General features: G+C 59.6%; 11 protein-coding genes and 1 riboswitch. Of the genes, 7 read left to right on the plus strand and 4 right to left on the minus strand.

Going from position 1 to position 16,132, the window contains the following annotated elements:
* Nucleotides 1-605 precede the first annotated feature (605 nt).
* The 6 genes from VFN25_RS09180 (at nt 606) to metF (ending at nt 8,624) form a co-directional block, all read left to right on the plus strand.
* Nucleotides 606-1,334, plus strand: coding sequence for a hypothetical protein (locus VFN25_RS09180; protein ID WP_325141095.1), 729 nt, complete (start codon nt 606-608; stop codon nt 1,332-1,334).
* Nucleotides 1,335-1,897: 563 nt separating this feature from the next.
* Nucleotides 1,898-2,710 carry a hypothetical protein gene (locus tag VFN25_RS09185; RefSeq protein WP_325141097.1) on the plus strand — a complete coding sequence of 271 codons (813 nt, stop codon included), beginning with the start codon at nt 1,898-1,900 and terminating at the stop codon, nt 2,708-2,710.
* Nucleotides 2,711-2,801: 91 nt separating this feature from the next.
* Nucleotides 2,802-5,699 carry a hypothetical protein gene (locus VFN25_RS09190; protein ID WP_325141099.1) on the plus strand — a complete coding sequence of 966 codons (2,898 nt, stop codon included), beginning with the start codon at nt 2,802-2,804 and terminating at the stop codon, nt 5,697-5,699.
* 126 nt (nt 5,700-5,825) lie between these two features.
* A riboswitch (S-adenosyl-L-homocysteine riboswitch) is annotated at nt 5,826-5,914 on the plus strand.
* Between the two features lie 18 nt (nt 5,915-5,932).
* Nucleotides 5,933-7,363: an adenosylhomocysteinase gene (ahcY, locus tag VFN25_RS09195; protein ID WP_325141101.1), complete on the plus strand. Its 1,431-nt coding sequence runs from the start codon at nt 5,933-5,935 to the stop codon at nt 7,361-7,363.
* Between the two features lie 41 nt (nt 7,364-7,404).
* Nucleotides 7,405-7,776: a four helix bundle protein gene (locus VFN25_RS09200; RefSeq protein WP_325141103.1), complete on the plus strand. Its 372-nt coding sequence runs from the start codon at nt 7,405-7,407 to the stop codon at nt 7,774-7,776.
* Entirely contained in the window at nt 7,773-8,624 is an 852-nt protein-coding gene (gene metF, locus VFN25_RS09205; protein ID WP_325141105.1) for a methylenetetrahydrofolate reductase [NAD(P)H], read from the plus strand. Before VFN25_RS09200 ends, metF begins: the two co-directional genes overlap by 4 nt.
* A 249-nt stretch (nt 8,625-8,873) precedes the next feature.
* On the opposite strand, the gene murD is transcribed toward metF, so the two are convergent.
* The 4 genes from murD to VFN25_RS09225 all read right to left on the minus strand — a co-directional run bounded on the left by murD (nt 8,874) and on the right by VFN25_RS09225 (nt 14,830).
* On the minus strand, nt 8,874-10,238 hold the full coding sequence (gene murD / locus VFN25_RS09210; protein ID WP_325141107.1) for a UDP-N-acetylmuramoyl-L-alanine--D-glutamate ligase: 1,365 nt from the start codon (nt 10,236-10,238) through the stop codon (nt 8,874-8,876).
* 3 nt (nt 10,239-10,241) lie between these two features.
* Nucleotides 10,242-11,579 carry a UDP-N-acetyl-alpha-D-muramoyl-L-alanyl-L-glutamate epimerase gene (gene murL, locus VFN25_RS09215; protein WP_414648919.1) on the minus strand — a complete coding sequence of 446 codons (1,338 nt, stop codon included), beginning with the start codon at nt 11,577-11,579 and terminating at the stop codon, nt 10,242-10,244.
* Between the two features lie 2 nt (nt 11,580-11,581).
* Nucleotides 11,582-14,143 (minus strand): bifunctional aspartate kinase/diaminopimelate decarboxylase, encoded by a 2,562-nt coding sequence (locus tag VFN25_RS09220; protein ID WP_414648920.1) that lies wholly within the window; start codon nt 14,141-14,143, stop codon nt 11,582-11,584.
* Between the two features lie 222 nt (nt 14,144-14,365).
* Entirely contained in the window at nt 14,366-14,830 is a 465-nt protein-coding gene (locus VFN25_RS09225; RefSeq protein ID WP_325141111.1) for a copper chaperone PCu(A)C, read from the minus strand.
* 139 nt (nt 14,831-14,969) lie between these two features.
* On the opposite strand from VFN25_RS09225, the gene VFN25_RS09230 reads away from it, so the two are divergent.
* The gene (locus tag VFN25_RS09230; protein ID WP_325141113.1) at nt 14,970-15,734 is read left to right on the plus strand and encodes an enoyl-CoA hydratase/isomerase family protein; all 765 of its coding nucleotides are present in this window, start codon (nt 14,970-14,972) and stop codon (nt 15,732-15,734) included.
* Nucleotides 15,735-16,132 lie beyond the last annotated feature (398 nt).

The following is a 16,132-nucleotide window of genomic DNA, read 5'->3' on the forward strand; positions in this document are numbered from 1 at the left end:
TACGTTCGACGTAAAGCGCGCTTTCGGTTAACTGTTATGCCGGTGACGACAAGCCCGCAACGGGGTTGGATGCAAACCATCAGACCTGAATGGCTGTCGCCGCCGGCGCCGTGTTCGACGAGGCCGCCCATCGACCGAGCCACCTTGGGTTGATCCCCTTACCGGTGAGATCAGGAACCTGTGCACCGCAACCGCGGACACATGGACGGAACGATGGCAACCGACGAGTGTTTGGGAGCGTAAAGCTCAGGGGCGCAGAACGCCTTGATCCAGAACGGTGACTGGTGCGGACTCACTCCGCAGCCAACCGAAAACACCAGGCGTCGGCTGACTCGAATTGCGGTATTCAAAAGAACCCGCTCGGCAATCGGGAGGAAAACACTTGTGCCTATTGACTAGAGCGGCGAAATGGTGACCCTGAAGCCCGGTCTGACCCCGAAGCCCGGTCTCGTCCGGAACTTCGCTACTGGGTGGGCTCGGTGGCATTCCAAGCGGTAGGACATCCGCAGGCAATCCGGGCTTCGTCGGTGCGTATGGAGCATCGGGCAGTCTCAGCGGATTGCCTTCACAGTGATATTGGTTTTACCAGGCCGAGGTACATAGCAATGCTCCAACGCTCTATGACACACGGATTGCTGGCTGCGGCAGCAGTCCTTCTACTCTCGATGGGTTCGGCTCGTGGCGATGTGGCTTTGGTCCAAGTAGGTATGGCACCCGCATTGGTGTCTACCCGCGCTTTGCTATATGACATTGAAGGCGCCGATTTTCCGGCCATTTCAGCAGACCGGAAAGAGGTTGCGGTTTTGCACCATTCGGGCGACAGCTTTACCGCAATCGCGGTCGATATCCTGAGCGTGGCCACCAGCAAACGATTGAAGCGATTCGTGCTGCTGACCGAAAACCAGGGCGGTAAACAGACCAGTGACGCAGCGCGTGAGGTATTGTGGGACAAGTTGACTGCGCCCAACCGATACCTAGCTGCCAAAAGATTCGTTAGCATGACACCTCTGTACTCGATTGAATGGCGTGACAATCCTCCACAAGCAAAAGATCTGTTGCCGTCATTTGCTCAAGTTCGATATGACCTGCAAACGGGCGAAGTAACTATTATCGCCGCCGCCGACGGCAAGATATTGCTACGTATGAGAAGGCCCGTCATTGACCGAAGCGGCACTGATCCTGATGCTCCCAAAAGTTTCTCGCAGCAGGTTCCAGAAGCTGGTTGGCTCGATGAGCAGAGCCAAAATGTACTGCTGCTACTGCAGACGATGACGCGCGACGAAAGCACGTATCCAGTTGAATGGCTTGTTGTGAACCTCGATAAGGCCAAGTAGGTTCGCGCAATACAATTGCTCAAGCATCTCTGGATTGGCGAATATGATCGTAGTAACAATGTGGTCAAGTCTACCCTCGTACCATCAAAGTCAAAAATACGCAGTCTTCAAGCGTGACGTCGCGACTGGTTCCAGCCCTTTTCAGCCCAACCCGAAACAGAATCGTCGCCCAAGCGTTTTGACAGAGCTGATCATGTAACCGCGATCGCGGCCTGAAGACGTGACTACCCTGAGACCGAGTCGGGTTTCCCCCCGGAAGCGCATGCACTAGGCTTCGCAATCAGCACTTCGTTCAAGACTGCTCGAATGCTGACACCTGACCCTACCCGGAATCACCCATGCACATTCGCCACTCCTCCCAGGCGCGCGTTCGCCTGACTCGCCTTGTTTTCGGCTCCCTGCTTGCGACCGTCGCCACGCTGGCCCTGGCTGGCCCGGCTGATCCGCCACTGGAGTTACTGTATTCCCCTGAGTCGCGGCTCGTCCGCGCGGAACTGGCCGAGATCAATCCTTCCGGTCGCCTTGTTTTCAAACGCGAGAAGGTGCTCGGAGAATCCAAAGACGTGCCGGAACTCATCGACGCCAGTGTCACGACCAATGCGCTGAAGCATGCAAGGATTGGCGAGCACTACATCGTCGCCTACACCACATCCAGCTACGACAAGCAGTACCCGGAAGGAATCACACCCTCGCGAAAGAGAACCAGTGTGATATCGAGCAGCGGACTCGACCCCGCAATGTTTGTCGATTCGCCCGAATTGCGCAGGATTCTGGACCTTGCGGCTACTGAGCGGGGTCGCGAATCGACAAAATTGCGCCGGCTGCTCTTGAAGACATTTTCGGAAGACACTCCGGTATTGCAACGCCTTGCTGCAGGTCAATTCGCGCTCGATACGGAGATGAGCGCCAAGTTGAGCAGCAGGGAGAAATCCCTCCTGCAAGCAGCCGCTTTCAACGATCAGATCAACCCGACCACGCGATCACTGCTGATCACTGCTGCGGTGAATCGACCCAATGATTTTGGTACCTGGGCGACCGGCGCCATCAACAAGGTGCTGGAAAATACGCCTGTAGACGGATACCCTACCGGGACTGCAGACCATACAGGGTTGGTTCTTCTGGCCTTCACCGAGGCCATGGACCGGGGAATTGAGGTTCCGTATCAAACGCTTGCGCGTTGGTTGCGAAGTTCCCACCAGTTGTATCTGGAGCGGGCATCCAGTCTGCTGCAAATGCGCTACCCCGAACGCAGCCGTTCAGCTTTCGAGGAAGCGCTGGGGAAGACAGATCCAGAGTCAAAAGCATATCGATTCCTGGAAGGGAAGCTGCGCGACGTCAAGCGTCAGGATGTCGGCACCGACGCGCAAAAACACTGATCCGGATGATTGGGAAACCAGCAGCGCGGGCGTCGCCATTGCCGCGCTGAAACGCACGACACAACGATTCAATTGAAGAGGAACCGTCAACATGTTCACGCGATTAGGTTTGATCACACTGGGGGCAGCGGTTCTTCTCGCGTCCACGGCCCAAGCGGCCTCAACCAGCCCTGAAATCATGCACGCTGCGCGATTCGATGTATCGCCGCCGATGCGCGACATCATTCGCAATCTGCCGGATGCACCCACGGTTCCGGAAACGGAATCAGGCTTGATCCCGAACATTTTCATCAAGCCGGAAAATCGGGCGAATGCATGGGCGATACCGGACTATTCGAACATGCAGACTGCGCCTACCGGCACGCCAGCGCCCACGCTGGGTGCAAGTTTCGATGGTATCGGCAACCCGACCGCTTGCGGCGGCTGCATCCCGCCGGATACCAATGGTGACGTCAGCGATCAGCATTTCATCCAGTGGGTCAACAACAAGTGGGCGATCTACGACAAGAACACTGGCGCGGTCGTGCAGGCCCCGACTGCGGGTAATTCGTTCTTTGCGGGATTCGGCGGTAAGTGCCAGACAACCAATTCGGGTGACCCGCTTGCGGTCTGGGATGCCCAGGCCAAGCGCTGGGTCATGAGTCAGTTCGTGACCTCGGCACCGTTCGCCCAATGCGTCGCGGTATCGGTAACTTCGGATCCGCTCGGCGCCTACTATCGCTATGAATTCAACTGGCCAAATTTCGGTGACTACCCGCATATGGGTATCTGGACCGAAGAGAATCAGCGCCAGGATGCCTACCTGCTGACCACCCACGAATTCAATGCGTCTTCGAATTTCGTCGGCGCGGCGTTGATTGCCATGGAGCGCGACAAGATGCTGGTTGGCGATCCGACCGCAGCCATGGTCCGCTTTCCCGGCTTTGATGCCTACGGCGTACAGGCAATTCACCTGATCGGACCCAAACCAGCGCCGGGCGGATCCTGCCCGACCTTCGTCCATTTTGATTTCGCCGCAACCAATTACCAGTTCTGGGATATGTGCCTGGATTGGGATACGCCAGCGAATTCGACCATTTCCGCGCCCAATACTGTCGCCTCGGATTCATTCTTCCCGTTCTTCGACAGCATTCCGACACCAGCGGGTAGCAACGCGTATCTCGACTCCTTCGGCTCGAACACCATGTATCGGGCAACCGCACGCGCGTTCTCCAAGGATGCGCCGATGCGGATTTCGCTGGTACTCAATCACGTTGTCCAGGGCAACAGCCAGCAGGCCGGCGTCCGATGGATGCAGTTCAATCTGAAGCCTGCTGTTGAGCCCATCGGCGTCACCGACCGCATTTTCGGAGACGGTTATGACGGCAGCCCACTGCCGGTCGTCGTCCCGCAAACTGTCATGACCAAGGAACTGGCCGACAGCGGAACCTATGCTCCAGACAGCGACCATCGCTGGATGGGCGGAATCGCCATCGACGCCAGCGGCAACATCGGCCTCGGATTCTCGAAATCCAGCGCGATCCTCAATCCACAAGTCGAGTACACCGCACGACGCGCAACGGATCCACCCGGAACCATGCGCGACGAGCAATCCTGCACGACGGGAATTGCCAATGGCGCGCAGACCGATTCGGCCGGACGCTGGGGTGACTACTCGTCAATGAGTGTTGATCCGGTTGACCAATGCACGTTCTATTTCACCAACGAGTATTACGCGACCTCGTCGGCACGCAACTTCAGCACCCGCATCTGTTCTTTCTCGTTCCCGGATTGCGGAACACCGGACTTCCAGCTGGTTGCTGAAACACCAAAGCGGGTAGAGCTCTGCGGCACCACAGCCAGTGATCCGACCTGGACTCTGCGCGCAGGCGTACTCAATGGATTCAGCGGCCCGGTCACCCTTGTCGGCGTTGACATTCCGGGTTCCACATCGCCATCGTTCTCGCCCAATCCGCTCAACGCCCCGGGTTCTAGCGTGTTGACGTTGAACGGCGGCGCGGCACTGGCCAGCGGTGAATACACATTCAGCGCCAACGGCGTCAGCAGTCCGCTGAGCCGCAGCATCGCCCTTGAGCTCGGCGTTTCCTCCGCAGCCTCGGCGGCACCCGTGCTTGTTGCTCCAGCCAACAATGCGACGACAGTCAGTGTGTTGCCAACCTTGAGCTGGAATGCATCGGCGGGTGCACTCAACTACAAGGTTGAAGTCGCCACCGACGTTGGCTTCAGCAATATCGTCGCCAGCGCCACAGTCAGCGGAACCAGCTACAAGGTCGGTTCGATCCTGAATGAATCGACCCAGTACTTCTGGCGTGTGACCCCGCAAAACTACTGTGGTGATGGCGCAACGTCGCCGGTATTTGCGTTCACCACCGGCTTGATTGGCCAATGCCCAAGCGGCACCACCCGATCGACGGTGTATAGCACCGACTTCCAGACGGATCCAACTCCGGGATGGACCACCGACGGCACCGGCGGTTCGGCCGGCTGGACCTTGCAGGCTCCGCCAGCGGGTACAGGTCTGCCGACCGGCCTCGGCGCAAAGGTCTATGGCATCCCGAACAACGCCACGACCGGCGATCGCCGACTGATCTCGCCAACCGTTGCGATTCCCGGTGCCGCGCAGGCCGCGTTCCTGGTCTTCGACACCTATCACAGCTTCGAGACCAACGGTCCGACTGGCTGCTGGGACAACGCCACGATCGATATCAAGTCTGGTTCCGGGCCGTTCATCTACGTCGAAAACAGCAGCTTGTTCACCGATCCGTATGACGGTCTCGTCGCAGCGGGTGAGGCCAATGCCGGTGCGCAAGGCTGGTGTCACAAGCCGAATCCGGTACCGACTGGCGGCACGCAGTCGATCGTCGATCTCGAAGGCTATGCAGGTCAGTCGATCAATATCCGTTTCCGCGCAGTCTCTGACTCGAACTCGGTCGGAACCAGCCCAACCGGCATGTTTATCGACAACCTCAAGGTTGATGTCTGCCAATAAGATCCAGGCAACATTGCAGTATTGAGAACGGGCCGCATTGCGGCCCGTTTTTTTTGTCCGTGATTCAGACCCTCGCCCCGAATCCATCCCTTCATCGCGAAGAAGCGATATACTGGGCGACTTCTCGCTGCCGAGGGGCGCTGCAGGTCAGTTCCACGTTGTGGAACCAGACACAGGCTCGGTACGCGATTCCCGTAAAACGGCGCCCGCCCCAATGCAACGGAGCGAACCGCATGAATGCCGTAGTCAAAGATTCCCCGAATACCGATTACAAAGTCGCCGACATTTCCCTGGCCGACCTTGGCCGTCGGCGCATCACCATGGCCGAAGAGGAAATGCCCGGCCTGATGCAGATCCGCGCCCAGTACGCCAAGTCACAGCCGCTCAAGGATGTGCGCGTCATGGGCTCGCTGCACATGACCAAGGAGACTGCCGTCCTCATCGAGACCCTGCGTGACATCGGCGCCGATGTGCGCTGGTGCTCGTGCAACATCTTCTCGACCCAGGATGATGCCGCCGCCGCGATCGCGGTCAGCGGCACGCCGGTGTTCGCCTGGAAGGGCGAGACGCTGGAGGAATACTGGGACTGCACACTCGATGCGCTGACCTTCCCCGACATGAAGGGCCCGCAGCTGATCGTCGACGATGGCGGCGACGCCACGCTGCTGATCCACAAGGGTCTGGAGATGGAGAACGGCAGCAAGTGGTGCGATGAGCCCGGTGCCAACCACGAAGAACAGGTGATCAAGAACCTGCTCAAGCGCACCCGCACCGAGCGTCCCGGATTCTGGGCGACGGTGGCCAAGGATTGGCGCGGCGTGTCGGAAGAAACCACCACCGGCGTGCATCGCCTGTACCAGATGATGGAAGCCGGCAAGTTGCTGGTGCCGGCAATCAACGTCAACGATTCGGTGACCAAGTCGAAGTTCGACAACCTGTACGGCTGCCGCGAATCGCTGGCCGATGCGATCAAGCGCGCCACCGATCTGATGATCGCCGGCAAGGTTGCCGTGGTCTGCGGCTATGGCGATGTCGGCAAAGGCAGTTCACACAGCCTGCGCGGCCTCGGTGCCCGCGTCATCGTCACCGAGATCGATCCGATCAATGCGCTGCAGGCGGCGATGGAAGGCTTTGAAGTCAAGACCATCGAGGACGTGCTCGGCGAAGCCGACATCTTCGTCACCACCACCGGCAACAAGGACATCATCACCCTCGAGCACATGCAGGGCATGAAGAACAACGCCCTGGTCTGCAACATCGGTCATTTCGACAACGAGATCCAGGTCGATCGCCTGAACAACGCAAAGGACGTCAAGCGCGTCGAGATCAAGCCACAAGTCGACAAGTACACCTTCCCCAACGGTCGCAACATCTACCTGCTGGCCGAGGGTCGTCTGGTCAATCTCGGCTGTGCACACGGCCATCCGAGCTTCGTCATGTCCAACAGCTTCTCCAACCAGACCCTCGCCCAGATCGATCTGTGGGCCAACAAGGACACCTACGAGAAGACCGTCTATCGCCTGCCGAAGAAACTCGACGAGGAAGTCGCACGCCTGCACCTGGCCCAGATCGGCGTCAAGCTGACCACGCTGAGCCAGGAACAGGCCGATTATATTGGCGTGCCAATCGAAGGACCGTACAAGGCCGATCATTACCGCTATTGAGTGCGGAAATAGGGAGTGGGGAGTAGGGAGTGGGAGAGCGAATGGCATTTTCGCCAGGACATTATGGTCTGGAGGTCTGGCAAGAGGCCATGCGGCTGGTTCGTTTGGTCTATCTCGCATCCTCGCAGATGCCTGAGCATGAGCGTTTCGGGCTTCAGAGCCAATTGAGGCGTTCAGCGGTCAGCGTGCCCTCCAATATTGCGGAGGGCGCTGCCCGAGGCGGCAAGGCTGAATACGCTCGATTCCTGCAGATTACGCGAGGTTCGCTCATGGAGCTGGATACCCAACTCTGGTTGTGTCAGGACCTCGGCTACTTTGCCTACGACGACGACCTCAAACAAATGCTGCAATCAGTATTCGTGAAGTTGAACGGCCTCATCCGTTCCAAACAGGAAGGAAGCACGAGCAAGTGAGCCCCACTCCCCACTCCCCACTCCCGACTCCCGTTTCTTTTGAATTCTTCCCGCCAAAAACCGATGAGCAACGGGATGCTCTGGAGAGATCCGTTCAGCGCCTGAAAGCCGTTGCACCGGATTACGTTTCGATGACCTTTGGCGCCGGTGGCTCGACGCTCAGCCATACGGTCGAGGCGATCAAGGGTTTGCGTGCGAATCATGGTCTCGATGCGGCACCGCATCTCTCCTGCATGGGCGGTTCGCGGGCCGAGATTCGCGCCTTGATCGAGGAATACCAGAGTCTGGGAGTCCGTCGGATCGTCGCCTTGCGCGGCGATCTGCCGTCGGGCATGGCCAGCATCGGCGATTTGCGCTATGCCAGCGAACTGGTTGAGTTCATACGCGATGTAAGCGGCGATCATTTCCACATTGAAGTCGCCTGCTACCCGGAGGTCCACCCGCAAGCCGATGACGCGCTGGCTGACCTGGCCAATTTCAAGCGCAAGATCGACGCCGGTGCCAATGGTGCAATTACCCAGTATTTCTACAACGCAGACGGCTATTTCCGCTTCGTCGATGCGGTGCGCAAGATTGGCGTCGATGTACCGATCGTGCCTGGCATCATGCCGATCGCAAACTTCAGTCAGCTCAGACGCTTCTCGGAAATGTGCGGTGCTGAAATTCCGCGCTGGCTGACCAAGCGCCTGACTGCCTATGCGGACGACACCGATGCGATTCGTGAATTCAGTACCGACGTGGTCGCCGAATTGTGTCGCAAACTTGTCGATGGCGGCGCGCCCGGCTTGCACTTCTATACGCTGAATCGGGCCAAGCCGACTTTGGCGATTCTCGAGCGCCTGGGCTGATCAGGCAGCACAGACAATCCCCGCGACTCAGACCTCACCACACCTGCCCTTCGGCATGCTCAAAACTGGCTCGGCTCAGCCGAAGCTTGGGTGCCATGCATTTACGGCGCAAAGCCGGGGCACTGGGTCCCTGCCTGCGCAGGGACGATGATAAGGGTGGTTGATGCATTCAATAGGATCCCGGATTCACTTGCTCACTTGGTGAAGCGCGTGAATGCTGGCGCGGGTTGCAGCCAGAGATTACTGAATTCAGGCGATTCCAAGCCCTTCAATCTGGCCGATCATGTCGGCATCGAATCCAGCCAGTTCGGCAAAGCGGCGGCCACGTTCGGCGTAGTCGCGGAACTGGTCGAAACTTGGCGCACCTGGCGAGAGAAGGATCGTGCCGCCCGGGGCGGTCAGCTCGCGCGCCACGGCAACGGCTTCGCTCAGGGTTTCGACGCGTTGCAACTGGTAGTCACCCTGATTCGCGCGCAACAAGGCCTCGATGCGATGTCCACTGGCACCGTTGCTGATGATCGCCCGTGGCGGATGTGCGCGGACATGGGCGACGAATGCTTGCCAGTCCAGGCCCCGATCATGGCCACCGATGATCAGACAGATATCGCCACCGCCATGACTGCGCAGCGCTTCGATCACCGCTCGCGGTGTGGTTGCAATACTGTCGTCGATCCAGTTGAGCGCATCGCGGACACCGAGGGTCTGCAAACGATGCGGCAAGGGTCGAAAGCTGGCGAGGTGTTCCGCTGCGGTAATCGCATCCTCGCCAATCGCCTCCAGTGCGGCCAGCGCGGCTGCGGCATTCAAGGCATTGTGCCAACCCGGCAGCGGCAGACGTGAGCGATCCAGGACTATCCGTTCACCGCGCCGGATCGACTCGCCATCGACATGCCAGCCGTCCGCCAGGCCATAACTCAGGCGTCGGCCATGTGCCGTCGTGCGTTCAAGCAATTCCGCTTGCGCGGCATTGACCAGCAACCGGCGCGCTACTGCGGCAAGCGCAAGCTTGTCCTCGACATAGCGCTCACGGCTGCCATGCCAGTCGAGATGCTCCTCCTCGATATTCGTGACCACGGCGAGATCGAGTTGATCCGCTTCGCGGGTCTGGAAACTCGATAATTCGATCACCCACCAATCCGGTTCGTCCACCGGATCCAGCAGCTCAAGCAAGGGCATGCCGATATTGCCGGCCAGCGCGGTGCGGCGTCCGAGCGAACGCAGCAGATGGGCGATCAAGGCGCTGGTCGTGCTTTTGCCCTTGGTTCCGGTCACCGCGATGACGCGCGCATCGGGGTTTTCGGAAAACCACAACGCGGTCGTCGAGGTGAACCGCGTTCCTTCGCGTTGCGCCTCGATCAGTTCGGGTCGATAGGCGCTGATCCCGGGTGACTTGATCACGACATCAAACCCGGCAAGTTCACCGGCGCTCGGTTCGCTGCTGATGAATCGATCGAACGGACAATCTACCGATGTTGCCTGTGCTTCAGTTTCACGGCAGAAGATGGTCAGCTGTTTGTCCGGAAATCGCTTGCGCAACACCGAGTGCGCGGCGCGTCCTTCACGACCCAGTCCCCAGATGGCAACGCTGCGACTGGCAAGTTCGGCGATGCGCATCGATCAGTCCCGCCGCTCGACCAGATCGCGCAGATGTTCTGGAATCTGCTGCTCGCCCTCTACTTCGAGCAGGGCATCGATCGACAACTCCCCGGCATCAAGTTGCGGCAGAATTTCATGCGCGAATCGATCGACAACTGCATCTTCGCGCCACTCGGCACGCCGCGACAGCTCGGCCATCGCCGCGCGTGATTCCCTGCCCTCGCCGACACATTCGAACGGTTTGTGATCCTGATATTCGATCAGCGCATCGAATCCCGCGACCTGCGCGGAATCATCGAGCAGATTTCGCCCGAAGATATTGAGCAGACGCGGCTTTGGCATAAACGGTGCCAGAGCAAGAAAAACAAAATGACATTTCGGACACTGGCCACACCAGCGATCCGAAGGTTTGGGACCAAGAATGCGAAAGTTGCGGTTGCAACTCGAAAACACATCGTCGTATTGGTTGTTGCGCGCGAAGCGCGACGCCACCGCCAGTTCCGACAGCGGCCGCAGCAGCGAGTAGTAGTTCAGATCACTGGCAATCCTGGCGTGGATCAGATTACGGAAACCGTGCTCGAACGCCCAGCCCTTGCTCCACTGGTGATTGATCGGCACGCCATCGTACTCAAGCGTCGCACTCGATGCCGAGCGCTCGTTCGAAAACGCGATCGCATCGTGGCCGTAGAGGATCGCCGCAACGACGAGAATCGCCGAATTGATTGCAGTCACCGGAATATGCCCGTTCAATGCACCGGCGCGGTTGTAGTCAAACAGCAGCGGAGAAATCGAACGCGAAATGTTGAGCATCGGAAACCCGGTGCGTCTGGCGCAGGATTCGATCAACCCGGAACTGCCAATCCATACGGCCGTGGCATCTTCGTTTGCGCGCTTGAGAATCTCGACACTGACCAGCGAATCCTTGCCACCACCAATCGGCACGAGCGTGCTGCGTCGCAGGCCGATTGGCTGTTGAGGACCGTCTTGTTGACTTGAATCGACGGGAAAACGGATCTTGCCGCGCAAATCAATCTTGTTGTGGTAACCAAACTCGCCGAGGCCATGCAGATACAAGGCGTCGAGGAATAGCGCCGTCCTTGAATCAGGCATGCCGCTGTCGACGCGAATATCATCCGGCACGCCCGCCTTGTAGTAGCTGACACCGGCGATCAGATGCAGCAGATCAAGTGCTGCCTCGAAAGCAGGCTGGCGCTCGGCCGGCAACACCGGCGCATGCGGAAAACCAATCCGCTCGACCAGTTCCGGGCCGTCATCGAAGGCGTAGACGAGACGCACCTCGCCCTGCGCATATTCGCGGCGAACGAAACGAAACGTTTTCGCTTTCCGTGGATCAGGCAATGTCACAAGCAGACCTCATCAGCCGGTTCTCGCAGGTTGTAGCGCGAAGCCATCACCGCGCCATAGGCGCCGGCTTCGGCAATCAGGATCACATCGCCCTCCGCACTCTTCGGCAGATTGCGATTGTTGCCGAGGACGTCACCGCTTTCGCAAATCGGCCCGACCACCTGGACCAGATCGCGGTCCGGCGCATCGAGGCGGGTCAGATTGACGATCTCGTGCCAGGCCTCGTACAGCGCCGGGCGGATCAACGAATTCATGCCCGCATCGATGCCGAGATAATGCACGTCGCCCTTGTGCTTGGTCTGGGTCACGCGGGCCAGCAGCACGCCGGCTTCGGCCACCAGATAGCGGCCCGGCTCCATCCACAACTGGAACTGCGAATAGGCCTGTTTGACTTCGGCCAGGGCATCGCCAAGAGCAACCAGGTCGAGCGGCACGTCTTCGGGACGCGACGGCACGCCAAGCCCGCCACCAAGATCGAGCACCTCGATGCGATTGAACTGCTCGGCCAGACTCGCCAGTTGCGCGTAGACGCTGCGCCAATGCTGCGCATCGAGAATGCCCGAACCGAGATGCGCATGCAGGCCGACGATGCGCGCGCCATGCTCACGCGCATGCGTGCGGAAGGATTCGATCTCATCAAGCGACACGCCGAACTTCGATTGCGCACCACCGGTTTTGACCTTGTCGTGATGGCCACGTCCGGCACCCAGATCTACGCGCAGGAAAATCTCGGCACCGGCAAAATCCGCACCCCATTCGGCAATCGGATGCAGCGCATCGAGGGTTACCCGCACACCGGCCTTGAGTGCTGCGCGATACTCCTCGCGCGGCGCGAAGTTCGGCGTAAACAGGATGCGCTCGACCGGCAGTTCCGGCAGCGTCTTGCGCACCGCTTCGACCTCGCTCCACGACACGCACTCGAACGCAAACCCCTCCGCATGCAGGGCGCGCAGGATCTGCGGATGCGGATTGGCCTTGAGCGCGTAGTGCCAGCGATCAACCATGCCGAGACCGAGCAAGCCGCGCGCCTGCGCGCGAACCTGATCGAGGTCATAGACATAGCGGGGCGTCGATTGCGCAGCGAGTTCGAGCAGTTGCTCACGTTTGTCGCGCCACCACGTCGGCCGACGAATCGAGGCAGCATCGTCGGCCAGCTCACGCCAGCTCGGGCCGAATACATTCGTGTCACCAACACGCATCACCTCGCAACGGATCAGCAAGGCATGCAATCGCGGAATCATCGAATCAACCAGGGCCTCGTCGATGACAAAGGTCAGATTCAGATTGTTCGAGGACTGCGAAATCATGTGCACATCAAGCGCGCCAAACTCGGCAAGCACGGCGGACAACTTGTGCAGCATCGCGCGCATGCCGCGACCGACCAGGGTGATTGCCGCACACGGCGCAATTACCTTGACCCGGCAGAACGCTTCAAGATCCACGCACAGACGTGCCAGCACATCGGTACTGAGCAGATTGTCAGATGGGTCGAGTGACACGGTGACATTGGTTTCCGCGGAGCCGATCATGTCGACCGACAAGCCGTGCCGCTTGAAGGCCTCGAACACGTCGGCAAGAAAGCCGACCTGCTGCCACATGCTGATCGATTCCATCGACACCAGGGTGATGCCCTTGCGCGAGCTGATCGCCTTGACGCTGGCTGCGCTCGACTGCGTGTCCCAGACAATCTCGGTGCCCGGCAGGTCGGGCCGGTTGGTGTCCTTGATGCGGATCGGCACGCGCTCATCGCGAACCGGATGGATGCAACGCGGATGCAGCACCTTGGCCCCGGTCGTGGCGATTTCCTGGGCTTCGGCGTAATCGAGTTTGGCCAGCAGGCGCGCATCGGGCACCTGGCGCGGATTGGCGCTGAACATGCCGGGCACGTCGGTCCAGATTTCGACCGCTTCGGCCTTGAGCAAGGCGCCGTAGTACGCCGCCGAAGTATCCGAGCCGCCGCGACCGAGCACGGCGGTCGCCGATTCGCCGCTGCGCGCAATGAAACCCTGGGCGATGAAAACATCACCGCGCTTTCTCAGCGCCTCGGCGATGACCGGATCGTGACGGACGCGTACCGAAGCCGACAGCCAGCGTCCCCAGTCACTCTGGTTCGGCAGGGCTTCGGCATGAAAATATTCACGCGAATCGAGCCAGTTCGTGGTCAGTCCCAGCGCGTTGAGATAAAGCGCGCCGAGCGTGCTCGAAGCAAGCTCTCCGAGCGCCAGCACTTCGGCCTGCCAGCCAAGATCGCCGAGCGCCCGGCGCGGATCGGACAGCAGATAATCCAGACGCATCATCCAGCCGTCGATCGCGTTGCGCTTGGGCAGACCCAATTCGCCGAAAAGAGTGTGATGCCGGGCAACAATCGTGTCGCGCAATTCCGCGCAGCGCGCATCGTCGGCATGAGCCTCGCCAATCGCCTTGAGCAGATCGGTGATGCCGGACAAGGCCGAAACCACGATCAACACCCGTTTACCCGCCTCGTGATGGGTCGCCGCGATACTCGCGATATTGTCCCAGCGAGGTCGCGTTGAAACGCTGGTACCACCAAACTTGATGACGACCCAGGGGGCGTCGTCGGCCAGGGCTGTGTTGGGCTGATTCACGATTCGCTTGAGTGGCTGACTTAGGGGGAAGTCCGCCATTCTTCGGTGCATCGCAGCAAAACGCAATCAATCGGAGGCCACCGTGACACGGGTACCCGATATTTGTCGGAATGATCCACGGAATTCCGGGATTCCATTCGGCTCCGGCCTATCGAATCCGGTGCAGAGCCGAACTCAGTGATGATGTTCGTGCGCGTCGTCTGCAGAATCCGCCGCTTGCACCTCGAAAATCGCCGGCACGCGCTGACCATCCGAGAGCAGGAAGGTGATCTCGATCCGATCACCCGGAGCAACCAGCTTTCGCGGCTCCATCAACATCAGATGCATGCCGCCGGGAGCAAACTTGACCTCCTGGCCCGGCACCATTTCGATCAGATGCAATTCGCGCATGCGCGACACACCCTCCTCAATCACGGTCTGATGCAGGCTGACACTCCGAAAACGATCACTCTGCGCAGCAAGAATGCTGACTGGCGTGTCGCCCTCGTTCTTCAGGGTCAGATAGCCGGCCATCATGCTGGCGCCCGGCGGAGCTTGCGGAATCCACGCGCCGGAAACTCCAACCTGGGATGCGGCATGAACATTGGAAACCAGAAACATCAGGGCAAGAATCACGATCAGGCGTTGCGTGGCTTTCATCAGCGTCTCCAGAGGGGTGCGCCATGATACTCCCCCCAATGAAACAAGCACTTGACGCCAATTGACGCAGCAGCGGACCGACAAAGCGGAAGCCGATCCACGCTGACCTATAATGGCCTGCCAGGAACCGAGAGCCGCCATGACCGTACTAGAAATCATCCAGCACGACGCCATCCACGAACTGCGCCTGTCGCGACCACCGGTCAACGCACTCAACCCCGAACTGGTTTCAACACTGCGCAAGGCGCTCCTTGCCGCAGCAGAGAATGGCGCACGTGGCATCGTCCTGTCCGGCAATCCCGGCATGTTCTCCGCAGGCCTTGATGTGCCGACCCTGCTGCAACTCGATCGCGCAGCCATGGCTGCCTTCTGGAAGGAATTCATCGGCCTGTGCGAGGCACTCGCTCGATCACCGATTCCGGTGGTCGCCGCGATTACCGGGCACAGTCCGGCCGGCGGTGCCGTGCTGACCCTGTTCTGCGATTATCGGATCATGGCTCGCGGAACGTTCCGCATCGGCCTCAACGAAGTTCAGGTCGGATTGGTCGTGCCGGAAATCATCCAGGCCGCCATGCGCCGCCTGATCGGCGCGCATCGCGCTGAACGTCTGATGGTCGCTGGAGCCATGATCGAATCCGAGGAAGCCCATCGTATCGGCCTCGTCGATGAGTTGATCGACACCGAACTCGTCGTCGGCCGCGCCATCGGCTGGCTGCAGGATCTGCTCAAGCATCCACCCGAAGCCATGAGCGGAACCCGCCGCATCGCCCGCGCCGACCTGCACGCCGAGTTCGACGGCATCAACGACACCGGCGACGACGAATTCGCCAAACGCTGGTTCTCCGAAGAAGCCCAGCGCGTACTCGGTGAACTGGTGGCCAAGCTCAAGGCCAAGCACAGCTGAGAACTCAACAGCAGATCGCGTCACGCGTTGCGAACACGCAGCGCCCGTGAAGCTCTCAACAAGCCTCAACCCCCATTTCCCCTTCGCCCCTGCGCAGGCAGGGGCCCAGCGCCTTTTCGCATGACGGCCGAAGTCGTTCATGGCCAGTCATTCAGCCCTTGCGCCGCGTTCACAGCTGAGAACTCAACAGCAGATCGCGCCTCGCGTTGCGAATACGCAGCGCCTGTGAAGCTCTCAACAAGCCTCGACCCCCACTTCCCCGATAGGGGTCGGGAAGGCTCATCACCTCCCCGCCCTCCGAACCGTGCGTGCGGTTCTCCCGCACACGGCTCTCCAGTTGGTGGTTGCTTCATCGAGATCGGCACGCCAAGGCATGGGCTTGGGTTAACGTGAAAAGC

Source organism: Dokdonella sp. (genome assembly GCF_035703485.1).
Taxonomy (GTDB): Bacteria; Pseudomonadota; Gammaproteobacteria; order Xanthomonadales; family Rhodanobacteraceae; genus Dokdonella.

Coding starts and splice junctions, on each gene's coding strand:
- VFN25_RS09230 (WP_325141113.1), top strand. CDS start 14,970: ATGACCGTACTAGAAATCATCCAGCACGACGCCATCCACGAACTGCGC.
- ahcY (WP_325141101.1), top strand. CDS start 5,933: ATGAATGCCGTAGTCAAAGATTCCCCGAATACCGATTACAAAGTCGCC.
- VFN25_RS09190 (WP_325141099.1), top strand. CDS start 2,802: ATGTTCACGCGATTAGGTTTGATCACACTGGGGGCAGCGGTTCTTCTC.
- murD (WP_325141107.1), bottom strand. CDS start 10,238: ATGCGCATCGCCGAACTTGCCAGTCGCAGCGTTGCCATCTGGGGACTG.
- VFN25_RS09225 (WP_325141111.1), bottom strand. CDS start 14,830: ATGAAAGCCACGCAACGCCTGATCGTGATTCTTGCCCTGATGTTTCTG.
- VFN25_RS09180 (WP_325141095.1), top strand. CDS start 606: ATGCTCCAACGCTCTATGACACACGGATTGCTGGCTGCGGCAGCAGTC.
- VFN25_RS09200 (WP_325141103.1), top strand. CDS start 7,405: ATGGCATTTTCGCCAGGACATTATGGTCTGGAGGTCTGGCAAGAGGCC.